A 22,459-nucleotide genomic window follows, 5' to 3' on the forward strand; every position below is an offset into this window, starting at 1 on the left:
CGATTTTGTCAGGAAAATACTGCATCATTATTTCTCCAAAGGCCTTTAAAGCTGTTGAATAACTTGCCCAAGCATTTGGTCAACTGACGAAATAACTTTTGAGTTCATCTCATACAAACGCTGGCTTTCTATCAAGTTCACCAACTCTTCTGTCACATTGACATTTGATGTTTCGAGCGTACCTTGTGACAAGCCACCTAAACCTTCAAGACCTGGTACACCCTGCAAAGGCGCGCCAGACACAGCGGTCTCTACGTACAAGTTTTGACCAATGGGTTGTAGTCCAACTGGGTTGATAAAATCAGTCGTGTTAATTTGCCCAAGAACCTGCGGCTCAGCTTCCCCCCGCAATTGCGCGGCAACCTGTCCATCTTGCGAAATCGTAATTTGTTGCGCATCAGGCGGTAAGGTAATAACGGGTTGCAATAAATAACCGGCGCCGGGCGTAACCATTTGCCCCTGATCATTTAAAGTAAATTGACCGTTTCGGGTATATGACAAACTACCATCTGGCATTTGCACTTCAAAGAAACCCCTGCCCTGAATAGACAAGTCTAGTGCATTATCTGTCGTTAACAGGTTACCCTGCGTATGTGTTTTTTGCGTGGCGACCACTTTTGAACCAGACCCTAGCATTAAGCCAGAAGGCAGTTCTGTATCTGCTGATGAGCGTCCACCGGGTTGATTAATATTTTGATAAAGCAAGTCTTCAAATACCGCGCGGTCTTTTTTAAAGCCAACGGTACTGGCGTTAGCCAAATTGTTCGACACTGTTGCCACGTCTGTTTGCGCAGCATCAAGTCCTGTTTTACTGATCCATAAAGCCGGATGCATATTGAGTACCTCCGCGAGATTATCTCGCTGTAGTGATAGTCGTAAAAATCGTAATTAAAATATTCTGAGTAATTGGTTTCCGCGCATTGACAACTGATCCGCCTTTTTCATCAATTTCACTTGCATTTCGTAGTGTCGCTGTAATGAGATCATTTCTACCATCTCCTCAACAGCATTAACGTTTGAACCTTCTAGCATGCCTGAGCGCACACCTACGGTAATGTCTTGGTCGGCAATCGCGCCGGATTTAAGGTCAAATAAGCCATCTTCGCGCCGTTTTATTTGATCGTTACCGGGTTTCGCCAATTTTAAGCGCCCCACTTCTTCCACTGCATTTTCAGGTGCGCCTTGTAATCGCGCAGAAATAGTACCGTCGTTAGCAATAGTGACATTGGCAAGTGGTACTGGTAGAAAAAGCGGACCGTTCTCCCCCATGACTAAATTGCCTGACGCATCTTGCAACGCTCCATTTGCGGCAATATTAAAACTACCACTGCGGGTAAGCGCTTCTTCGCCCTCTGGGGTTTGCACACTAAACCAACCCTCGCCCTGCACGGCTACATCTAAAGGGCGGTCGGTGGTGATCATCGAACCACCTTCGTAGTTGTTAGTCGGGCTTTCAGTCATGCTGAATACACGAGACGGCAAACCCTCGCCGTATGCCGGCATTGCTCTTGCCTGCTCGAGTTGGGCTTTAAAACCGTTTGTTTGCGCGTTCGCCAGATTATTGGCTCTTACTGACGTAGCCACTAAATCTTGTTTGGCACCACTTGCCGCGATGTATAGGAACTTGTCCATACTACTTGCCTCAAAGGTCAATTATTTTGACGTTATTGAGGAACTAGCAAATAAAGTGCCAAGGTTGGGGGAGGATGACTAAAGGGGTCGAAAAGGGGTCAGTGTAAGTTAGTGGGTTGCGAATATAAAAAACGCGTAAACCCATCCATGGGGCTCTGCGATTGCATCCATGCAATCGAAGTTTTTATATTCGCAACCCACTAACTTACACTAACCCTTATATTTACTTTCTTAGCTAGTCTTATCTAATGTTCAAGATAGTCTGGTTTAGCTGATTATTGACTTCTAGCGCTCTTGAGTTGGCTTGGAAGTTTCGCTGCGCAATAATCATATCAATAAGCTCTGTCGTTAAGTTGACGTTTGCTTGCTCTAATGCAGACGAGTTGATGTCGCCAAAAGTACCTGTGGTGGCTTCACCTGCTAATGCTTCACCTGATTCGATACTTTCTTTCCACTGAGTACCACTTTGTTGCGTTAAACCTTGTTCATTGGCAAACCTAACTAATGCAACTCGCACTATAGGCTCGGAAGTACCATTGGAAAATGTAGCCCGAACCAACCCGTCGGCTGCAATATCAATACCTGTCAATCGCCCTACAGGCAAACCGTTTTGTTCTAGAGACGTGACTTCAAAAGCTGATGCAAATTGGGTAGGTTCATTTGGATCGGCACCTGCTAAGTCAAGATTGAAATCAACGTCGATCGTTTGATTTGCATCCGAACCATTGGCTAATATAATTGGTCCTAAGGCTTCAGTAACAAACTTGTTATCCGCTTGAGCAACGTTGTCAGCAGAAAAAATTCCTATAAAGTCTCCGCCTTCACTAAATCTCATCTTTGCTGCTGCGACAGGATTTCCAGATGCCGTACCCAAAGTATTAACAGTGGCAGGATTAGTCGGGTCTACCGGGTTACCAGCACTGTCGGTAACATCAACCAATTGATCATCGACTGATGTCGCGACATACCATTCATTTGTGGCATTGTTATCTTTGACAAAATAATATGTCATCACGTGGCTATCGCCCAACGAATCGTAAATGGTCACCGATGTAGCCGCATTATAGGTAAGAGGATCGTTCGGATCGAAATCAGCAGCCACTTTGCCTTGATCGCCCGCAGGTAAGTTGAACCGCATATCGACTTCAGTAGTTCTTGTTGGTGAACCAGAAGAATCAGGAATTCTTACAGGTTCCGTTGTACTCAATGCCACTGAAGCAGATGTACCATCAGGGTTTACTGGAAAACCAAGTAAGTTGTCACCCACCGAATTCACCACAAAGTTATTGCTGTCTAGCTTAAACTGCCCCGCACGGGTAAATGAAAAGTCTCTAGAGGTTATCTCTGGTACTGTGGCAAAAAAGCCATTACCAGTAATTGCCATATCTAAAGCATTGTTCGTAAAGCTCAATGAGCCTTGTGAAAACTGTTGCGAGACTTCTTGTGTCAACACACCGTCACCGACTTTTGTTCTGCCTGCCGCTAATAGTGACGCGGCGTATACATCCCCAAACTCAGCACGTGATTCTTTAAAGCCAACTGTATTTACGTTCGCTATATTATTCGCTGTTGTATCTAAATCCTTCTGAGACGCTGATACACCGCTTAGCGCTATATTAAAAGACATGCCTTATCTCCTATGAATTACCGATTTCGATAACGTCATCAAGTTTTATGCTGACATCACCATCTAAATTAAGAACTACACCTTGACCAGAACCGGTCAAGCTAACACTATCAACATGACGGTTAATAGCCGTGGGTAATGCTGTTGCTTCGCCAAACACATTGCCCTGTACTTGAATGGCATAATCACCCGGCGGCAAAATATTGCCTTGGTTATCTGTGCCATCCCAATTAAATGAAATATTACCTGGCGGTTGTGTACCAATATCAATGGTTCTAACAACAGCACCTACTGAATCTAATACCTGAATTTGTGTATCTTGCGATGTGTCCTCGTTAATAATGACACCTGAAATACCGTCTGTTTCGTTGCCTCTATGGCCAATGTTACCGGTCACGAGTACGCTTTGACCAATCAAGCTAGACGCTTGCAATGCCTGATTTGATGTCATTGATGCGGCAAACGACGTAAATTGTTCATTTAACTGTGAAATACCATCGGCCGTCGTGAAAGAAGTCATCTGTGCTACCATTTGGTCATTATCCACTGGCTTGGTTGGATCTTGATTGGCCAACTGCTCCGTTAACAAGGCAAAAAAGTCTTCTTGCTTCAGGGTTTGCTCAGTACCGTCAGATACAGGTACTTCTGGCTCCGTATTCCAGTATAAGTCTTTACCAATACTGCGCTGTTCAAGTACGTTCATTTTTCTATCCTCTAATCAGCAAAGTGCTTATCTAGACTGACCAAGTTGCAATACACGCTGGAAAATACGCTTTGTAGTGTCTGCAATCTGTACATTTGTTTCGTAGGCTTTTGACGCCGACATCATATCTGCCATTTCCTCAACAATGTTTACATTTGGCTTGTAAATGTAACCATTGTCATCCGCTTTTGGATTGTGCGGTGCGTATTCAATTTGTAACGGTCGATCACTTTCTACGACACCAAGTACGTCCACACCAACCCCTTTAGACATATCATTAGAGGCTTTATCTAAAGCCGCAGCAAATACTGGATGCCTTGCTTTATATGTATCTTCATAGCTACTACTAACACTATTGGCGTTGGCAATATTACTGGCAGTTGTATTTAAGCGGACATTTTCTGCCGCCATACCAGTCGAAGAGATGTTCATTACATTAAAAAGGCTCATGGTTATTGACCTCCACTGCTAAGGGCTTTTTTCATGCCGCTAAATTTACCGCTTAATAAGGTTAGGCCTGATTGATATCGCATGCCGGTTTCCAAAAATGCATTACGCTCTTTTTGTACATCAACCGTGTTGCCATCTCCGGTATCAGGTTGTTCAGGTATTCTGTAATCAATATCAAATTGCGACTGCTTACTTGCTTCGATGTGCTTGTCGTGGGTGGTGGTAAGCTTAGTTTGACCATACTGTGCAGATTTCATTGCCTGCTGAAAATTAATATCTCGCGCTTTATACCCTGGCGTATTTGCATTAGCCAAATTTCCGGCGATCACTTCCATCTTGTCCGAACGTATTTGTAACGCCTTATGATGAAAGCCTACTAGTCTGTCTAAGCTAATTGCCACATTGCCACCTACTGATTACTTCGCTATTGACGAGATATCAGCAAAGGGTGTGCCAGAACTAAGGTAAATGAATAAAAATTAGGAAAGGAATGTAAGCGTATTCTCTACTGCTTAACGTAGTAAAGGCCTTGCGGCAATTTTACCATCTTGAAATTACTTTGCGTACTTGGAATGGACTCGGCAGCGCCAAGGATAACGATTCCATCTTTTGGCAGTTGGGCGGAAATTTTTTGCAGGATGTTTGCCTTATCTTTGTCGTCAAAATAAATAAGGACATTGCGACAAAATACGACATCAAAAGTACCATGACTGCTGTAGCTTTCTAATAAATTTTGTTTCGTGAAACTCACTAAACGTTTTACTTCAGGCTTCACTGACCATGTTTTATCGGAATCATGAATAAAGTATCGTTGCTTCATTTCCTGAGAAAGACCACGCGATACAGACAGTTCGTCGTAACATCCGGCACTAGCGCTGGCGAGCACCGGTTCAGATACATCAGAGGCAATCACTTCGCAATGAGAAAAACTATTGCCTCTACTCAGGCGATTGTACTCTAGCATCATCATGGCAATACTATAGGCTTCCTGCCCATGCGAGCATGCCGCACTCCATATTCTTACTTTGCGTTGCCTTTTGGCTAGCTCGGGTAAAATAATATTGCGCAGATTATCAAAGGGGTACACGTCACGAAACCAAAACGTCTCATTTGTCGTCATGGACTCTAAGGCATGCACAATCATTTTGTTGTCTCTACCGCGCAACACTGCTTCAATAAACTGATTGACATCATCAAAGCCAAAGTCGCGCATGGCAATCGACAAGCGACTTTTTGCTAAATATTGTTTATTGCAACCGAGCGTAATACCTACTCGCGCCTTTAAAAAAATAGCAAAATCGTCGTAAGCTTGTTGTGTCAGCTCATTACGCAATTTATTTGGCCTTCAAATCTGTTTGTAACCACTTTTGTACAGAGCCGGCAAGCTCATCTGGGTGAAATTTTGCAATAAAGTCGTCTGCACCGACTTTTTGCACCATTGCTTGGTTAAAAACACCGCTCAATGACGTATGCAAAATCACATGTAATCTTGCTAACTCAGGCGTGTTCTTAATTTCCGCAGTAAGGGTATATCCATCCATTTCAGGCATTTCAATGTCTGAAACCAATACACCAACGGTGTCAGTAACATCGCCAGTTTTTTCAGCTATTTCTTTTAAACGTTTAAGTGCTTCTAATCCATTTTTAGCGGATTCAATTTCTAGGCCTAAGGTTGTTAAGGCCTTTTTAACTTGATTCCGTGCAACAGATGAATCATCAGCAATAAAAATAATCTTACCATCACTTTTAGACACATCAACATTTTCAGCAAGTTCGTCACTCACATCTGCTGACAAGGGAGAAATCTCATTCAGAATTTTTTCAACATCTAAAATTTCAATCAGCTCTTTGTCAACTTCTGTTACTGCAGTCAAATAACTAGCCTTACCTGTGCCTTGAGGTGGCGGCATTATGGCGTCCCAGTTTGTATTAATGATTCTCTCAACCGAACCAACCAGAAAACCTTGTACTGAACGATTATATTCAGCAATGATAATGAAGGCTGATGCTAAATCTTCTATCGGCGCGCCGCCTGTGGCCATCGACAAATCAATGACCGAAATGGTTTGCCCTCGAATATGTGCCACGCCTCTAACGAGTGTATTCAGTTTTGGAATGGAAGTAAGCGCCGGGCACTGCAACACCTCTCTTACCTTAAACACATTAATGCCAAAGCGTTGTTTTGTACTTAGCCTAAATAATAATAGCTCTAGTCTATTCTGTCCGACCAACTGTGTGCGTTGGTTAACCGAATCCATTATACCCGACATATTACCCCCGAAAATTAATACGGCATGAATGTTGCCTTTTGATTAATAAGAAACAAAAGCCAACGTAAATTCTGTTGTTATAGCCAAAATTTTGGCTATATATCGAAATTCGTAGCGACTAAAACATTCGTTAGTTACTCGAATCGAGTTACGCAAACTGAAAAAACACTGAGGATTTTTCAATGCACTTGCACCTTTGTATGAAGTTATCGACATCAAGTCTCATTGTCTTTACTTTATTTTCATTATTTATCTCAAACGCTCACGCCAATGAAGACAATGCGAAACGCATACAAGAAAATGTGCAAGCCTACGTGATGCAACAACTAATGCCAGAGAGTTTATTCGGCGCCAATGAAGACGTAAAAGTAACGGTAAAGAATATTGATCCACGCATCCCGATCCCACAATGTAATGAGAAATATACGTTTTCGGCGCCAAACTATGATAAACGGCTAAGTTCTGTGCCAATCAAAGTATCTTGTACTACACTAAACTGGTTTACTTATGTCCACGTGAACATTATGAGGCACCAGCGTGTAGTCGTGGCGACAGACATTTTGAGCCCAGGCGCAATTTTATCTGAAAATAACTTATCGCTTGCCGATATAAATAAAAGTCGCTTAAGAGGGTCAACTTACGCAGACTATGCAACCTTAGTCGGTGCTCGTTTAAAACGCCGAGTAAGAGAAGGAACGATCATTACAAGTAACATGCTTTGTTTTATATGCAAAGGTGATCGAATAACGATAATAGCAAGGGCTGGCGGCTTAGCAATTAAAACTAGCGCTATTGCGTTAGAGGACGGGACACTTGGCGAAACCATACGTGTCGAAAATACCGCCTCAGAACGCACGATTAGTGGTCGAGTAGTCAATAGTAGCCAAATAGAAATTAACATTTAAGTTTGGCACACATAATGCTTCGTTGTACTTGCCATAAGAAGTAGTGTTTAATTAGTCAATCGACTGACGCTAAACTTTATAAGTGGCGCGATGTACCAATAGGGCATCTGATCATCAAGGTTTATAAGGGGATTAACTAAGTATTAACCCACTGTTTTATATAGTGCAGTTTATGCCAATTAATGTGTTTTTTAATTAATTTGGAAAAACGACAAAAAAATGTCAGGTTTAGCCCTAAAGATTTCCAGAGCTGCGCCGATACAGTAATCAGAGGTAATATTTGGTGGTGAATTTATTATGTCAATAAATAATGTAAACAATACAAACAAACCGCAGTTAGAAGCGCAAAAACTTGCTCAACAACAAGCGCAAGGACAAACTTCGACTGCATCGACTACAACGACAAATCAGGCTGCTGCGCCTAAGCAAGACTCTGTGTCATTAACCCAATCTGCTCAGCAATTGGCAAATGTACAGAAAAAAGGCTCAGAGGCTCCTGTGAATCAAGAAAAAGTTGAACGCCTTAAAAAAGCGATTTCTGATGGCGAATACAGAGTAAATCCTGAAGCGCTAGCTAAGAAAATAGCCGTTCTTGAAGCACAAATATTAGGTGTAAAAGCTTAATTAGCCGCAGTAGCTAAATTAACGCTAGGAAGGATATCATGGCAAGTAGTTTAGAAAGTGCAATAAGTAAGCAGCTTGAACTCTTATTAGAGCTCAAAGCGATACTTGAACAAGAGCTTCACTTGATTTCATCGAGGGAGCCAGAAACACTTATGCAACTCTTGTCGGATAAAGAAGCGGTACTGAGCCAAATTGAGTCACAAGACCAAGCAGTCGAAATATTGTACAAACGTGCTAGTGACACGGGAATTACAATTGACGATAGCTGTACTGACTTACTGGATCAATGCAAGAGTGTGCTTGGTGAATGCAAGTACCTCACGCAAATTAACGCTAAGTCTGTAGAGCAAGGTCAACTAAAATTAGTTCACCTGCGTAATACTATGCTTGAACTTCGAGCGCGGGAAAGCATGACATACGATAAAGCTGGGCGTACTACCGGTGAGTCCTCAGGTAAAGGCATTAGCGTCTAATCACACAGCGCTGGTATTAGGCCGCGCATTTGCTGTAACCAATTTTATCTCAACTATTATAGAAATCTTAAAAAGCGCGTTAATTCGCGTTTTTTATTGCACGCCATTTTTTCCTTATTTAATAAAGATATAGTAGACAAACCTTGTACTCCGCAGCGTTTCCCCGTAGTATCAAAACGTGTATATTTTTTAAGCAAAAACTCCATCAGCAACCAATAATGTAAATACGAACACATTTTTTGATTGCTGTGATGAAGGATTATTTATTGATATTCCCAACAGTGTTTTATCATAAAGTACCCACTTTAAACGTTTGTATCCTTGCAATTCAGTCCATTACACTCGCCCTGATATTAACTGCGTATATTCCTGAAACAAATGCTTATCAAGTGCTTAAATCTCGAAACGTAGGCATTGAAGACGGCTTATCACAAATCTCTGTTACTAGCATGGTACAAGACCAAAACGGTAATTTGTGGTTAGGCACACAGGCTGGTGTAGACAAATTTAATGGCTATGATTTTGTTAATTTAACTAAATTAGCGCATCTTAAAAATCAATTGTCTGGGAACTTGATATACGACTTAGCGCTTGATCCAATCAGCCACAACTTGTGGATAGCAACCATAGGGGGACTCGATAAATTAAACGCGCAGACCAGTCAACTTGAGAACATACCATTACTGCTTCCTAAGGGGGTAAATAGCAATTTAATTGTTAGAAAAATTTTATTCACGTCAAGTGGTATGCAATGGATTGGCACGAATCATGGCGTATATTTCAAACATCCACAGGATGATGAATTTGCACTTTTATCACAATCTGAAATTAAGATAAATGCCACAGATCTGTTGCTCCACAAGGACGGAATGTTAATTGTAGCCACAAAATCTGGGCTACGAAGATATGATCTAAATCAGAATAAATGGTTGAGTACCCTACTTCCAAAAAATGAGATAACAAGTATAACAATAGACAATAAGGGAAGACTCTGGACCGGCACTAATAGTCATGGCGTATTTGTTTTGTCTTTCGACAACGACAACGTACTTACCAGCACAGTAAACATATCGGTGAATGATGGACTGCTAAGCTCTTTGGTTAACGATTTGATTCAACTAAAAGACATGTCGATGTGGATCGCAACAGCAAAGGGCATTAACGTATTCGAAATACACAATGATTCAAGTAGCAATGATTCAAGTACAAACGACACATTTAGTGTAAAACAATCAGCGCAACTTGAGTCAAATCAAAATGTAATTTCAATATTAGAAGGCACCGATGGGACCGTATTTTACGGTACATTCGAAAGTGGTTTAAATATTATTAATCCGAGACAACTAATATTTGATCGCGCAGTGATTGCCGATGCTACAGCCGTTTACGACGTAGAAATCATCAATGACACACACATTGTGGTGTCAACAAATAAGGGACTTTGGCAGCTAGATAAACACCTAAATGTAGTCACACCGTATAACTTTCTGAGGACCAAAGACCTTGATATTTCCTACTATACCGTTACCTCAATGCTCTATTCTAAAGCCGAAAATGTTACTTATTTAGCCTCAAAAGCTGGACTCGGTTCAATAGATCACGTATCAAACACTATCAAAATTTACGATTTAGAAGACTTAAATATTTACACGCTTGCAAACGCCACCAATGGCAACATTTGGCTTGGTACATATGACAAGGGTTTAATGCTCTACGATCCTCGTCAAAAAAGTGTATTAGTCACATATGAAATGCCACTCATATCGACTATTGCAACGCGCGACGAATCAGTATTGGTGGCTACAATAGATGGCTTATACGTCTTGGATTTACCTAGTAATACGATTAAATCGTATAAGAAAAACAACAATCAAGACAAGGCTGTTTCGGACTTATCAAAAGATGAAGACACTAGTTCTTGGCCAGATGCAAAAGTCATTACATGGATTTCCGAACTATCTAAGACCGAAGTTAACAACAATGAACCCGCAAAATTTTTACTCGGCACCTTAGGCGGCGGTTTAATCTTAATGTCTTTTGATGATAGCGCAACGCCAACTTTCACAACACTCTTCAAGGATACTAAGCTAGCATCATTGTCTGTTGGAGCAACGATAGAGGACATAAATGGCGATATATGGGTGAGCACTAACAATAGTTTAGCTAAAATTGACGCCAACCTAAAAAACATCACCTTTTTCGATAAGCATTCTGGTGTCAACCCTTCAGGTTACTTCATTGGCGCACAAGCGTCAGACAGCAATGGCAGAATTTTCTTCCCGGGCGTAGCAGGCTTAACGTATTTCCACCCCAATGATATTCAAAAACCTGAGAAAAAAACCAAGCTCCAAATTACAAAAATCAGCACCATCAAACGAAGTGATCCAAGTACGCCAAACGAAAACAGTCATGCTAAAAGCACTCTCCTGAAAGCACCAAATAGCGTCGAATTGTTTGCGGATGTTATTTTAGTATCCGTTCACTTTGCAGCCATTGAATATACTGGCCCCGAAAAGATAGCGTATGCTTATCGCCTCTTAGGTTTCGACGACAGATGGCAAACACTTAATCCTGGCGAGCGCTCCGTCACATTCACAAATTTATCAGCGGGGCAATATCAGTTACAACTGAAATCAACCAATCGTTACGATGATTGGTCTGATTCTCAACTTGAACTAAACATAAATGTTATCCCACCATGGTGGCAAACCAAATATTTCATCGCGTTTTTCTCGCTAGCATGCATATTGTTAATATATCTAGTATTTAGATGGCGAACCTATCACTTAAAGCAGCAATCGGAGCATCTCGCACATATTATTGCCGAAAAAACAAACGAGTTAGCCGCTGCAAATAAACAGTTAAGTAAACTCGTCACCTTAGACCCATTAACTGGTATATTAAATCGTCGAGGATTTAACGACGCCGCAAAACGAGAGTTTGCTAAATTTAAACGTTCACAGCAGACTTTTTCTATCGTACTCATCGATATCGATTTTTTTAAACAGGTGAATGATTCACATGGCCATGAGATTGGCGATTGTGTCTTAAAAAAAATGGCACAACTAATTCAAAAACATCTACGTTCTTTAGATATTTTTTCGCGCTGGGGCGGAGAAGAATTTATTATTTTGATGCCAAATACACCGCTTAGCGTAAGCGCAGAAGTCTCGGAAAAACTGCGTGAATTTATATCCGACACGACCTTTGATATTGGCAATACGGCAATATCGCTGACGATTACCAGCGGTATTGCGCAAGTCAATGAATATGACACTTTGGAAGACACTGTTCGACGAGCAGACAAGTGTTTATACCAAGGCAAACGTCTTGGTCGAAATATGGTAGTGACAGAAACGCTATGAAACGTCGAGTTGGTCTACCCGTGTTTATTTATCCGTTTTAATAGTAACTTACTTTGCGTATTTTTTTGGGTTTAGCGGTAGACAAATATATGTCATAAACAGTCGCCATATTCAATTCCAATTCTGTCGCATAAGTGTCACTGCCGACGGGGTAAGTCTTTACTACTCTAGCCCCACGAATAACGCCTTCTACCGACGATCGAAGTTGATTGTCAGTAAGCACTAAATTTGCAAGCGATTGCTCACCGTCAACTTTTTGTCCATAAACTTGCTCCGCGAGTTCTCTGTATGCGTCAAGTTTCGATGCCTTTATCGCCTGCAAACGCTTAATTGAGGCATCTAAACCAAGTTGCGCATTAATCGGCGCATACCCTACAGCAGATAAAATGGGATAACTATCAGGTTCAATCGTTTCCCATTCAACATGCTTGGTAAACATAGATTGACAGCCTGTTAGCATACTCAACATCGCAGTGACAACGCATATGTTTACGAAGCGCACTATGGGCTTTGATATCTGTATATTCACTATTTTTTGTATTGCTATCATATTCTCTAATAATTGGAGCTTGTTACACTTCACTGCCAAGTTACCTCATCTACAAATAAAGGTTTAGCATTAAGTGTAGCAATCCATGTGCCACTCATAAGCCACTTGTTCAGAAATATAAATACGCCAACGAATAAAAATAATGCAATATATCGCCTCTCTAACCGCGATAAAGCCTAAAGTGGCACAGTAGTTGTATGCAGTTAATTTATATAGTAACCCACTATCAAGTCGTTAAATTTTATGCCGCGGCACGCTTTATACATATAGCATAAGCGCATGGAGTACCATAAATGAGAATAGCAAAAACATCACACCATTCAATCGGCTTATACCTTGTGTACTTGTTGATGTATTTAATTTGCGTGAGCACATCACATGCAGCATGGTTTTCTGCTACAGGACAAGCGGTTGTTGTTGACGGAAATCGCGATCAGGCAAAACAACAAGCGACCCAAGAGGCCATTAAACAAGCATTATTATTTGCTGGCGCAAGCGTGCGCAGTGTTCAACAAATGACCAATGGTTTGTTAATGGATGATCACATAGAAATACGTTCAAGTGGCGAAGTCAATACCATCGAACTAATGGACGAAATGTATAAAGATGGCGTTGTGTCTGTATCGATTAGAGCCGACATATTTGCTCAGAAAAACCAATGCAGCGCCGCAGACTATACTAAGAAAGTAGCAACGACATTTTTCCCTATTCGATATGAAGGCCAAGCGTCTGTTGGTGGTATTCGACATTTAGGCCGGGAAGTTGCTTTGCAAATGCAAGAAATGATAAATACTTTTACGCCAAGCATGCAGCTTTCACACCTAGAACCTTATGTCTTTGATTGGCATCAAGCAGATGTCGCTCATCACGCCAAATTTTTGGCAAATAAAACCAATACACAATATGTATTGGTCGTTACCTTGGATGATATTTCGATGGATGAGCGAAAACCATCTGCATTTGAATTCTATCGCCAAACACAATATGTAAGAGCATTTAACTTTACCCTGAGCTTAATCAATGGCGCGACCGGGGACAACTTGTATAGCAAACAATACCGCTCTAGAGCACCATGGATGTTTGATACTCATAGCAATTTAGATGTTGGTTCACAGGATTTTTGGTTAAGTCAGTACGGTCAAAATATTAAAGAAAAACTGCAATCTAGTATCGCTGATCTAGAAGAATTTGCGCTTTGCCAGCCAACAATGGGAAGAGTGTTAGCAGTTGCCAATAACCAATTGCAAATTAACCTTGGACGAACACACCAAGTACAAGCTGGCGACCAATTAACGTTATTTAACGTCAAGCAAATTACTGATCCATTTGGACAAGAATACCGCCAATTTATATTACATCCGACAACCTTAATCGTGCGAAATGTATTTAACGACACCGCGACCGTATCGGCCATTGACAACGGTTTATTGGGTAACGTACAGCCAAATGATTACGTCGCAAGGCAGTAAGATACAACGATTTATTGCTAATGGCGTTTGCTTAAATAACCTATATCAACATGACACTTAACTTGTTTTTAAGTGAACTTTAGAGCAAAATATAAAGGTAATCAGGCGGCCCTTAGTTCAACCGGATAGAACGGATCCCTCCTAAGGTTCAAATGGGGGTTCGAGTCCCTCAGGGCCGGTATGCTGTATAAGTTATGCGCTAAGTAATGGTTAAAGTATTTGCGCGTACCCCACAAATTATTTTCACTTGTTAGGTCTCGATTTTAAAGCACTTATTCGTAGTTAATATTGGAGAAGTCTGATGAAAAATAACGCGCAAGACTTGAATTTTTTTGAAGCGATGGCAGATGTAAAACCACTCCAGAATCAGAACAAAATTTCTGTCATACAGAGAGATACTCCCTCATTAGCACAACAATTAAAGCGAGAGTCAATAGAAAGACGTATTGCACTAGATGATAATGGATTGAGTATCGAATACGTCAATCCAATTGACCCTTTAGATTTCATCGCATATAAAAAAGATGGTATCCAGGAAGGAGTGTTCAAAAACCTGCGCTTGGGAAAGTATCAAATCGATAGCCGCTTGGTGCTCAAGCATTTATCTTTCGACGACGCTCGACTCAGTATTTATCAAACGGTGACAGAGTGTCATGAGCGTGGCATACGTGCAATTCTCATTGACCACGGTATTGGACTAAATAGTAAACCATTTAAAGGCTTCCTTAAGAGTTATGTGAATCAGTGGTTACGGGAAATGAACGCTGTCATAGCCTTTCATACCGCACTTAAACAACACGGCGGCCTTGGCTCGGTTTATGTGCTACTAAAAAAACACCCGAACCAAAAACTTATTAATCGGGAAATGCATCAAAAGCGATAATTAAGGTTTATCGCTTTTTCAAATTTGCCTCCATGCTATGCATTTCAAGCCTTATGTTCAGGACTTAAGAATTTTCTTTGCATGACGCCGTATTTTGTAATCCACCGACTTATCATTTATTAACCCTTTCAGTAAATCAGCGTATTTTGCTTTATTCACAGTACCCAACACTTTGGCGTACCAAGCAAATGTATCAATCTCCAATTTATCGTCTAACTGATGCACTCTGCTTGCAAGTCGTTGGGCAAGCCATTCTTGAACTACAGTATCGGCCTTACCTTCTCGCACAAGTTCTTCAGCAGCGAAACGACTCATAATAAGATTTTCGTGCTTCAGTAGATTTAAGATGCGTGTTGTGTGCAAGCTCTGCCCATCGACATGCTGAGACAAGTCTTGCATTATCTTATTTCGGTCTCGATAAAAATCAATTTTAGTAATGACGTGCTTGGCTCTATTTCTGACGGCCCTATTCTTACTTTCAGACATTACTTTAGTTAATGTACTAACGTACTCCTTATTGCCCGACGACGCGAGCGTACGAAGCATAGTAACTACCTGATGTATAATAATTTTATCTTTACTAGCAATCCCCATTAAGGCCTGATGCTTACTATTTAACAAGGCTCTGACATTGTCAAAAAGCGTATCATCGCTTAAACCAGAACTCGTAATTTTACCTAAGTGCTCGGCTAGCTCATTTCCCGTTTTGTTATTCAGCCCCTCGATATAAGCGTCAAGTTCTTGTTGAAGTGGCAAGGTCAAGTCAAGTGCCCAACTAGGAGATGAAACTAATATACAAACCACAAACGCTAGCGCTACACGTACATTCATCAAAATATGTCCTTTTACTAATTGTTTACGCCAGCGCTTTGCTTGCATTTCTAAATATTCTCATCCATGGGCTATCTTCTTGCCATTCATCCGCACGCCACGAATTTGATACAGTGCGAAATACTCGCTCAGGGTGTGGCATCATGATAGTTGCACGGCCATCCTTACTGGTTAAGCCTGTAATACCTAATGGAGAACCGTTGGGGTTAGCAGGATACTGTTCAGTCACATTGCCGTAATTATTAACATATTGAAGTGCAACTTGATTACTATCTATTAGCGTCTGCGCCGCAGATTGATGAGCAAACTCTGCCCTGCCTTCACCATGTGATACCGCAATTGGCATTCTCGAGCCTTGCATCCCTTCAAAGAACGCTGAGTTAGATTTGCCAACTTCAACCATCGCCACTCTTGCTTCAAAGCGCTCGGACACATTATTTACAAAGTGTGGCCAATTTTCAGCGCCAGGGATAAGGTTTTTAAGGTTAGACATCATCTGACAACCATTACATACGCCCAAGCTTATCGTATTTTTACGAGCAAAGAATTCAGCAAACTGTGTTTTTACTTTCTCTTGATAAAGAATTGATTTTGCCCAACCTTCACCAGCACCTAATACATCGCCGTATGAAAAACCACCGCATGCAACTAAGGCTTCAAAGTCACTTAGGTCTTGTCGCCCATGAGATAAGTCACTCATGTGCACATCTATGGCTTCAAAGCCCGCTCGATGAAATGCAGCCGCCATTTCAACATGAGAGTTAACGCCCTGCTCTCTCAAAATAGCGATCTTTGGTTTGTGACCTTTAATAATATAAGGCGCAGCTACGTCCTCATTGATATCAAAGTTTAATGAAGCATGTAAACCTGGATCGTTGATGTCAAATTTAGCCTTGTGTTCTTGTTTCGCACATGCCGGATTATCACGAAGTGATTGCATAGCAAAAGTAGTCGATGCCCAAAGCGTCCGATAATGCACTCGAGTATTGTCGATAAGCTTTTGGCCGTTGTGCGACACAATCACGCGATCGTTGTTATTTAACGAGCCCACATCATAAATAGCGTTGCTTAGTCCAGCATCATCAAAAACGTCGATAAGTGCTTGTACGTTTTCTTCCGCAACCTGCACCACTGCGCCAATTTCTTCATTGTATAAGCTATTAATTGCAGAATCACCTAATGCAGAAATATCAACTTCAATACCTGTTTTTCCTGCAAACGCCATTTCAACAAGTGTTGTAAATAATCCACCATCAGAGCGGTCATGATAAGCCAATAAAAGACCATTTTCATTAGCTGTTTGTACGCCATTAAAAAAGGCCAATAAGCACTCAGGAGAATCGACATCAGGCACTTCATTGCCTAATTGATTGAATACTTGCGCTAAACAACTAGCGCCCATTCGTTGTTGACCATTTGCACCGTCAATAAAGAGCAATCGAGTACGCCCGACTTTTGTTTTCAACTCTGGCGTTAGTGTTTTACGCACATCTTTAACCGCAGCAAAGCTAGTAATGACCAACGACAATGGTGCAATTACAGACTTGTCTTCACCATTGTCATTCCATGTGGTTTTCATAGACATAGAGTCTTTACCTACGGGAATAGCCAGTCCCAATGCAGGGCACAATTCTTCACCGATTGCCTTTACCGCTTCGTATAAGCCAGCATCCTCACCTTCGTGACCGGCAGCAGCCATCCAATTCGCAGATAACTTAATACGTTTAATATCACCAATATTTGACGCTGCAATATTTGTTAATGACTCAGCCACGGCCATACGCGCAGACGCACCATGGTTTAAAAGCGCGATAGGCGTTCTTTCACCCATTGCCATGGCTTCACCAGTGTATGTGTCAAAGGCTGTTGTCGTTACGCCAACATCTGCCACAGGCACTTGCCATGGTCCAACCATTTGGTCGCGAGACACCATACCAGTAACAGTGCGGTCACCAATGGTCACCAAAAACGTTTTTTCAGCAATAGTGGGGAGTTGCATTAAACGTTCTGCGGCGTCAACAACATCAACGCTATCAAAGTTAAAAGTATCACCTGCTGCACTGGAGGATGTAACATCTCTGTGCATTTTAGGTGGCTTACCGAGCAGTACATCTAAGGGTAAATCGACCGGCTTATTGCCAAAGAGTTTGTCGCTAACCGTAAGGTGTTGTTCTTTAGTTGCATGACCAACCACTGCAAATGGCGCCCTTTCTCGTTCACAAATATCAGTAAATAAGGCTAAATTTTCAGGAGAAACCGATAATACATAGCGCTCTTGCGACTCGTTACACCAAATTTCTAAAGGCGACATGCCCGCCTCATCACTATGTACGTTTCTAAGTTCGAATATCGCGCCCATACCGCCATCATTTACCAACTCAGGAAACGCATTGGATAAACCACCAGCACCAACATCATGAATAAATTGAATAGGATTGTTTTCTCCCATCTGCCAACATTTGTCGATAACTTCCTGACAACGTCGCTCCATTTCAGGGTTTTCACGCTGAACTGACGCAAAATCTAAGTCTTGATTGCTCTGCCCTGAGGTCACTGAAGATGCGGCACCTCCGCCTAAGCCAATGTTCATAGCAGGCCCACCCAACGCAATCAATTTGGCGCCTTCAGTAATAACGCCTTTTTCGATATGTTCACGGCGAATATTACCTAAACCTCCAGCCAACATGATAGGTTTGTGATAACCGCGAATTTCTTCACCATTAAAACTATTTACTTTTTGCTCATACGTTCTGAAATAACCTAAAATTGCCGGGCGACCAAACTCGTTGTTAAATGCTGCACCACCTAGAGGGCCATAGGTCATAATATCGAGCGCACTTACAATACGTTCAGGTTTACCAAAATCTGTTTCCCAAGGTTGGACTTGGTTGGGCAATTTCAAATTTGACACACTAAAACCAACCAAACCCGCTTTAGGTTTAGAGCCAATACCGGTCGCCCCCTCATCCCGAATCTCTCCACCTGACCCTGTCGCAGCCCCCGGAAAAGGAGAAATTGCGGTTGGATGATTATGCGTCTCGACTTTCATCAAAATATCAATATCTTCATGGTGATAGCTATATTGATTAGATTCGCTATTTGGGAAAAAACGCCCAGCTCGCCAACCTTCCATAACAGCTGCGTTGTCTTTGTATGCTGAAAACACATATTCGGGGGTTATCTCGAAGGTATTTTTGATCATTTTGAACAGTGATTTAGGCTGTTCTTTACCGTCTATCGTCCAATCAGCATTAAATATTTTGTGGCGGCAGTGCTCAGAGTTTGCCTGTGCGAACATATAGAGTTCGATGTCATTTGGATTGCGTTCCAAGGCTTTAAAATTGTCAACCAAATAGTCAATTTCGTCATCCGCTAATGCGAGACCAAGTTCGATATTAGCGCTCACCAGCGCTTCTTTACCTTGATTCAGAATATCAACTGCACTCAACGCTTTTGCGTCTGTCTGTTGAAACAGCTTGCTAGCTTGCTCTACCGAATCTAAGACAGCTTGTGTCATTCTGTCATGAACCAGTTCAGCGATGATTGCACGCTGTGCTACTGTTACCTCGGGGAAACTATAAACCACACCACGCTCAATGCGGCTGACTTGATGTAAACCACAATTTTTCGCGATATTGCTTGCCTTACTTGACCATGGCGAAATAGTGCCTGCTCTTGGCACAATAACTAGACTTTGTGGATAATCTTCGAGCGTGTCAATAGAAGGCCCATATGTTAGCAAATTATCTAATGTGGCTTGTTCATCGAGCGTTAAGTCAGCATCATGCGCTACAACATGCACATAACGAGCAGAGATACCCGCAATGTCTACGCCTCTTGATTTTAACTGAGCCAACAATTTTGATTGATTAAACGAAGATAAAGCAGAAGATCCAAACAGTACGAGCATGTCAAAAAGTCCGAAAATACGAGGGGCACACTAGCGCGTGCTACGGGTCAAAAGTGCTGCGGATTATAGTGGAAATGATAGGTTTTGATAAGCTATGTTTGCGTATTTATTTGTTTTTTGCCAATATCAACTTTGCGAGACACAACGGAGTCACTTTGCAACTATGCGTATAATTGCGCGCCACTATAAAAAATGTGTAAACTTTACGTCATATAAGCTGCTATACGTCGCTTTTTGCTTCCCAATATTAATAAGCTGCGCGGACTACAAATATGGCTCGACATTATCTCGCATTTTAAATGACGGGGTGCTTAAAGTTGGCAGTATATACAGTAGTACGTCTTACTTTAATGGCGCTACCTCTGCCGAAGGCTTCGAATATGAGTTATCTTTAGGTTTCGCCGAATACCTAGGCGTGAAATTAGAAGTCTACCCCTATTATTCATATGCCCAACTTACCGATCAACTCGATGTCGGGCGCATTGACTTAATTGCAGCCAATGTCACTATTACAGAACAACGCAAGGCACAATACAAATTTGGTCCTGCCTACCAACATACAAATTTTGAACTCGTATACAAAAAAGGGGAAAACCGTCCACGAGATTTTTCTCAATTAGATGGTAATCTCACAATCGTTGCCAACGATTTTTATCGCGAACCACTGCAAAATAATGACGCGGTTGCGACTATTAATTGGCAAGAGACCAATGAAAAAGACATTGAAGAGTTATTAGAGATGGTATCAAATGGTGAACTCGACTACACCGTCTCTGACGCCAACATTCTCAACATCGCAAGGCGACGCTTTCCAAATTTAGGCATTGGTTTTTCATTAACCGATACCCTGCAAATTGCTTGGATGCTGAACAAAGACACCGACGATTCACTGCGTGCGGCATTGTTAGAATACTTTGGCACCATCAAAAGCAGTGGCGCCCTGTCGGCATTAGAAGACAAATATTTTGGGCATGTAAGGCAATTTGATTTCGTGGATACACGTGCGTTTATGCGCGCCGTTGACAAAAAACTACCTAAATATCGAAGCATGTTTGAAGCGTATGCGGCAGACATTGACTGGCGTTTACTGGCTGCGATGGCCTATCAAGAAAGCCACTGGAATCCCAAAGCGGTGTCTCCCACCGGCGTGCGTGGTATGATGATGTTAACTCGAGCGACGGCAAAAGATATGGGTATTGAGTCGCGCATTGATGCTGAACAAAGCATCAGTGGTGGCGCCAGATACTTTGCAAGCTTACTCCGCCGTATTCCTGCAAGAATCCAAGAACCAGACCGATTGTGGATGGCGATGGCAGCATACAATGTTGGCTTGGGTCACTTAGAAGATGCAAGGCGAATTACAGAAGCGCTAGGGTACAACCCGGACTTGTGGATTGATGTAAAAAAACATCTGCCTTTGCTGCGTCAAAAGAAGTACTACAAACATACAAGGTACGGTTACGCACGAGGCAATGAAGCGGTTAATTATGTTGAAAACATAAGACGCTATTACGACAGTTTAGTTTGGCTTGAATCACAAACAAGTTTGCCAGAAGTGAACGAACCTATCGACAAAGACGAGGCATCTGAGTCAAATAACTCAGAGACTGACAATAGCGTACGTGATATACTCGATAACGCTTCCGCTGATTTAAATGCAGATCAGTCAAATTCAGATGACAATGGCGTAAACGATAACGGCGTAAACGATAGCCATGCGGGGCCGTTGTAACCGCTATCAAAACTTCATAAATCTGAAACCTAAGTGTCACATTTCTGGTTCAATAATTGCTTATATTATGCATATACAAGTAATGCGTTTGTTTTCTGCAGAGATTCAAGAAACGAGCATCGCCACTAATAGAATACTGTTTTATTTGAACTAGTGCGCAATAAAGGTATCAAACGCTTGGTCTTGTAATACGGGAAGTAACTAGCCAGCTGTAAAAATATATGACAGTAAACTTTGCATATTTTGCGTAACTTAGTTTGAAAAAGACAATATTGACGAAAAGCCTAAAAATAAAAGAATAGAGAAACAAATGAAACGACAAAAATTATTTAAAAGTAACAGCAAACGACGAATGATGTTAAAAAAGGTTCACCAACGGGTGTTATTAAGAAGAAAGCAATACACCTTAAATGAGACTGAGGCAGATTTTCAAGAAGTATTCTAACTCACAATTCAGTGTTTCGATTTTTGAATGCTTTCTTTTCCGCTCTTCGCCGGGCGAAAAAATCGGACACTAACGCACTGCACGTTTCACCAAGTACACCACCAATAACCGAGATATTGTGATTTAATAACGCATGGTTAGTTAGATCCATGATACTGCCACACGCGCCTGTTTTTAGGTCTGATGCGCCAAACACCAGTGTTTTAATACGACTATGTACAAGTAAACCCGCACACATTGGGCACGGTTCCAAGGTGACATATAACGTGGCGTCAACCAAACGATAATTTGATAATTCTTTTCCCGCCGCACGAATAGCAAGCATTTCTGCATGAGCTGATGGGTCGTGTGCAGTAATACTCAAGTTATGACCTTTGCCTATGATTTTACCGTCACTAACTACCACAGCACCGACAGGCACCTCATTTTTTTCTTCAGCTAGCTTTGCCTGCTGAATTGCCTGCGCCATAAAATATTCATGATTCATGTAAAACAACCTTCACTAATGTTTAGTCAAATTATCCATTTTTTAGTTTTTTAAACCACAACTTTCTAATTATAATTTGACTAAACATAATAAAAGTCAATAA

General features: G+C 41.6%; 19 protein-coding genes and 1 tRNA gene. 8 read left to right on the top strand and 12 right to left on the bottom strand.

Features of this window, described 5'->3' with window-relative positions; all coding sequences use genetic code 11:
• Positions 1–45 precede the first annotated feature (45 nt).
• The 8 genes from flgG to QQK00_RS08695 form a co-directional block, all read right to left on the bottom strand.
• Positions 46–834, bottom strand: coding sequence for a flagellar basal-body rod protein FlgG (gene flgG / locus QQK00_RS08660; RefSeq protein ID WP_284217075.1), 789 nt, complete (start codon positions 832–834; stop codon positions 46–48).
• 54 nt (positions 835–888) lie between these two features.
• Positions 889–1,632 carry a flagellar basal-body rod protein FlgF gene (flgF, locus tag QQK00_RS08665; protein WP_284217076.1) on the bottom strand — a complete coding sequence of 248 codons (744 nt, stop codon included), beginning with the start codon at positions 1,630–1,632 and terminating at the stop codon, positions 889–891.
• A gap of 241 nt (positions 1,633–1,873) precedes the next feature.
• Complete coding sequence (flgE, locus tag QQK00_RS08670; protein WP_284217077.1) at positions 1,874–3,259, bottom strand: flagellar hook protein FlgE; 1,386 nt, start codon at positions 3,257–3,259, stop codon at positions 1,874–1,876.
• 10 nt (positions 3,260–3,269) lie between these two features.
• Positions 3,270–3,962 (bottom strand): flagellar hook assembly protein FlgD, encoded by a 693-nt coding sequence (locus QQK00_RS08675; RefSeq protein ID WP_284217078.1) that lies wholly within the window; start codon positions 3,960–3,962, stop codon positions 3,270–3,272.
• Positions 3,963–3,989: 27 nt separating this feature from the next.
• Positions 3,990–4,412 carry a flagellar basal body rod protein FlgC gene (gene flgC / locus QQK00_RS08680; protein WP_284217079.1) on the bottom strand — a complete coding sequence of 141 codons (423 nt, stop codon included), beginning with the start codon at positions 4,410–4,412 and terminating at the stop codon, positions 3,990–3,992.
• A gap of 2 nt (positions 4,413–4,414) precedes the next feature.
• Positions 4,415–4,813: a flagellar basal body rod protein FlgB gene (gene flgB / locus QQK00_RS08685; protein WP_284217080.1), complete on the bottom strand. Its 399-nt coding sequence runs from the start codon at positions 4,811–4,813 to the stop codon at positions 4,415–4,417.
• 104 nt (positions 4,814–4,917) lie between these two features.
• A complete protein-coding gene (locus QQK00_RS08690) occupies positions 4,918–5,745 on the bottom strand; it encodes a CheR family methyltransferase (protein ID WP_284217081.1) in 828 nt (275 codons plus the stop codon).
• A gap of 1 nt (position 5,746) precedes the next feature.
• Positions 5,747–6,682 carry a chemotaxis protein CheV gene (locus QQK00_RS08695; RefSeq protein WP_284217082.1) on the bottom strand — a complete coding sequence of 312 codons (936 nt, stop codon included), beginning with the start codon at positions 6,680–6,682 and terminating at the stop codon, positions 5,747–5,749.
• A 200-nt stretch (positions 6,683–6,882) separates the two neighbouring features.
• On the opposite strand from QQK00_RS08695, the gene flgA reads away from it, so the two are divergent.
• From flgA to QQK00_RS08715, 4 genes are all read left to right on the top strand, one after another.
• The gene (flgA, locus tag QQK00_RS08700) at positions 6,883–7,587 is read left to right on the top strand and encodes a flagellar basal body P-ring formation chaperone FlgA (RefSeq protein WP_284217083.1); all 705 of its coding nucleotides are present in this window, start codon (positions 6,883–6,885) and stop codon (positions 7,585–7,587) included.
• 297 nt (positions 7,588–7,884) lie between these two features.
• Positions 7,885–8,211: a flagellar biosynthesis anti-sigma factor FlgM gene (flgM, locus tag QQK00_RS08705; RefSeq protein ID WP_284217084.1), complete on the top strand. Its 327-nt coding sequence runs from the start codon at positions 7,885–7,887 to the stop codon at positions 8,209–8,211.
• 38 nt (positions 8,212–8,249) lie between these two features.
• Positions 8,250–8,684, top strand: coding sequence for a flagellar export chaperone FlgN (gene flgN, locus QQK00_RS08710; RefSeq protein WP_284217085.1), 435 nt, complete (start codon positions 8,250–8,252; stop codon positions 8,682–8,684).
• Between the two features lie 266 nt (positions 8,685–8,950).
• Complete coding sequence (locus QQK00_RS08715; RefSeq protein ID WP_284217086.1) at positions 8,951–12,049, top strand: ligand-binding sensor domain-containing diguanylate cyclase; 3,099 nt, start codon at positions 8,951–8,953, stop codon at positions 12,047–12,049.
• 37 nt (positions 12,050–12,086) lie between these two features.
• Here QQK00_RS08715 and QQK00_RS08720 read toward each other — a convergent pair whose 3' ends face one another.
• Positions 12,087–12,488: an LPP20 family lipoprotein gene (locus tag QQK00_RS08720; protein ID WP_284217087.1), complete on the bottom strand. Its 402-nt coding sequence runs from the start codon at positions 12,486–12,488 to the stop codon at positions 12,087–12,089.
• A gap of 404 nt (positions 12,489–12,892) precedes the next feature.
• Here QQK00_RS08720 and QQK00_RS08725 point away from each other — a divergent pair, with 404 nt between their 5' ends.
• From QQK00_RS08725 to smrA, 3 genes are all read left to right on the top strand, one after another.
• Positions 12,893–14,068, top strand: a complete 1,176-nt coding sequence (locus QQK00_RS08725) for a flagella assembly protein FlgT (RefSeq protein ID WP_284217088.1) — start codon at positions 12,893–12,895, stop codon at positions 14,066–14,068.
• Between the two features lie 106 nt (positions 14,069–14,174).
• Positions 14,175–14,247: transfer RNA gene (locus QQK00_RS08730), tRNA-Arg, on the top strand.
• A 122-nt stretch (positions 14,248–14,369) separates the two neighbouring features.
• Entirely contained in the window at positions 14,370–14,951 is a 582-nt protein-coding gene (gene smrA, locus QQK00_RS08735) for a DNA endonuclease SmrA (protein ID WP_284217089.1), read from the top strand.
• Positions 14,952–15,008: 57 nt separating this feature from the next.
• Here the strand turns inward: smrA and QQK00_RS08740 are convergent, their stop codons facing one another.
• Together QQK00_RS08740 and purL are read right to left on the bottom strand one after the other, a co-directional pair.
• A complete protein-coding gene (locus QQK00_RS08740) occupies positions 15,009–15,782 on the bottom strand; it encodes a hypothetical protein (protein ID WP_284217090.1) in 774 nt (257 codons plus the stop codon).
• Positions 15,783–15,807: 25 nt separating this feature from the next.
• A complete protein-coding gene (gene purL, locus QQK00_RS08745) occupies positions 15,808–19,692 on the bottom strand; it encodes a phosphoribosylformylglycinamidine synthase (protein ID WP_284217091.1) in 3,885 nt (1,294 codons plus the stop codon).
• Positions 19,693–19,855: 163 nt separating this feature from the next.
• On the opposite strand from purL, the gene mltF reads away from it, so the two are divergent.
• Entirely contained in the window at positions 19,856–21,424 is a 1,569-nt protein-coding gene (mltF, locus tag QQK00_RS08750; protein WP_284217092.1) for a membrane-bound lytic murein transglycosylase MltF, read from the top strand.
• A 446-nt stretch (positions 21,425–21,870) separates the two neighbouring features.
• Here the strand turns inward: mltF and tadA are convergent, their stop codons facing one another.
• Positions 21,871–22,356 carry a tRNA adenosine(34) deaminase TadA gene (tadA, locus tag QQK00_RS08755; RefSeq protein WP_284217093.1) on the bottom strand — a complete coding sequence of 162 codons (486 nt, stop codon included), beginning with the start codon at positions 22,354–22,356 and terminating at the stop codon, positions 21,871–21,873.
• Positions 22,357–22,459 lie beyond the last annotated feature (103 nt).

It is taken from the genome of Agaribacter marinus (assembly GCF_030160655.1).
In the GTDB taxonomy this organism is placed as follows: Bacteria; Pseudomonadota; Gammaproteobacteria; order Enterobacterales; family Alteromonadaceae; genus Glaciecola; species Glaciecola marina.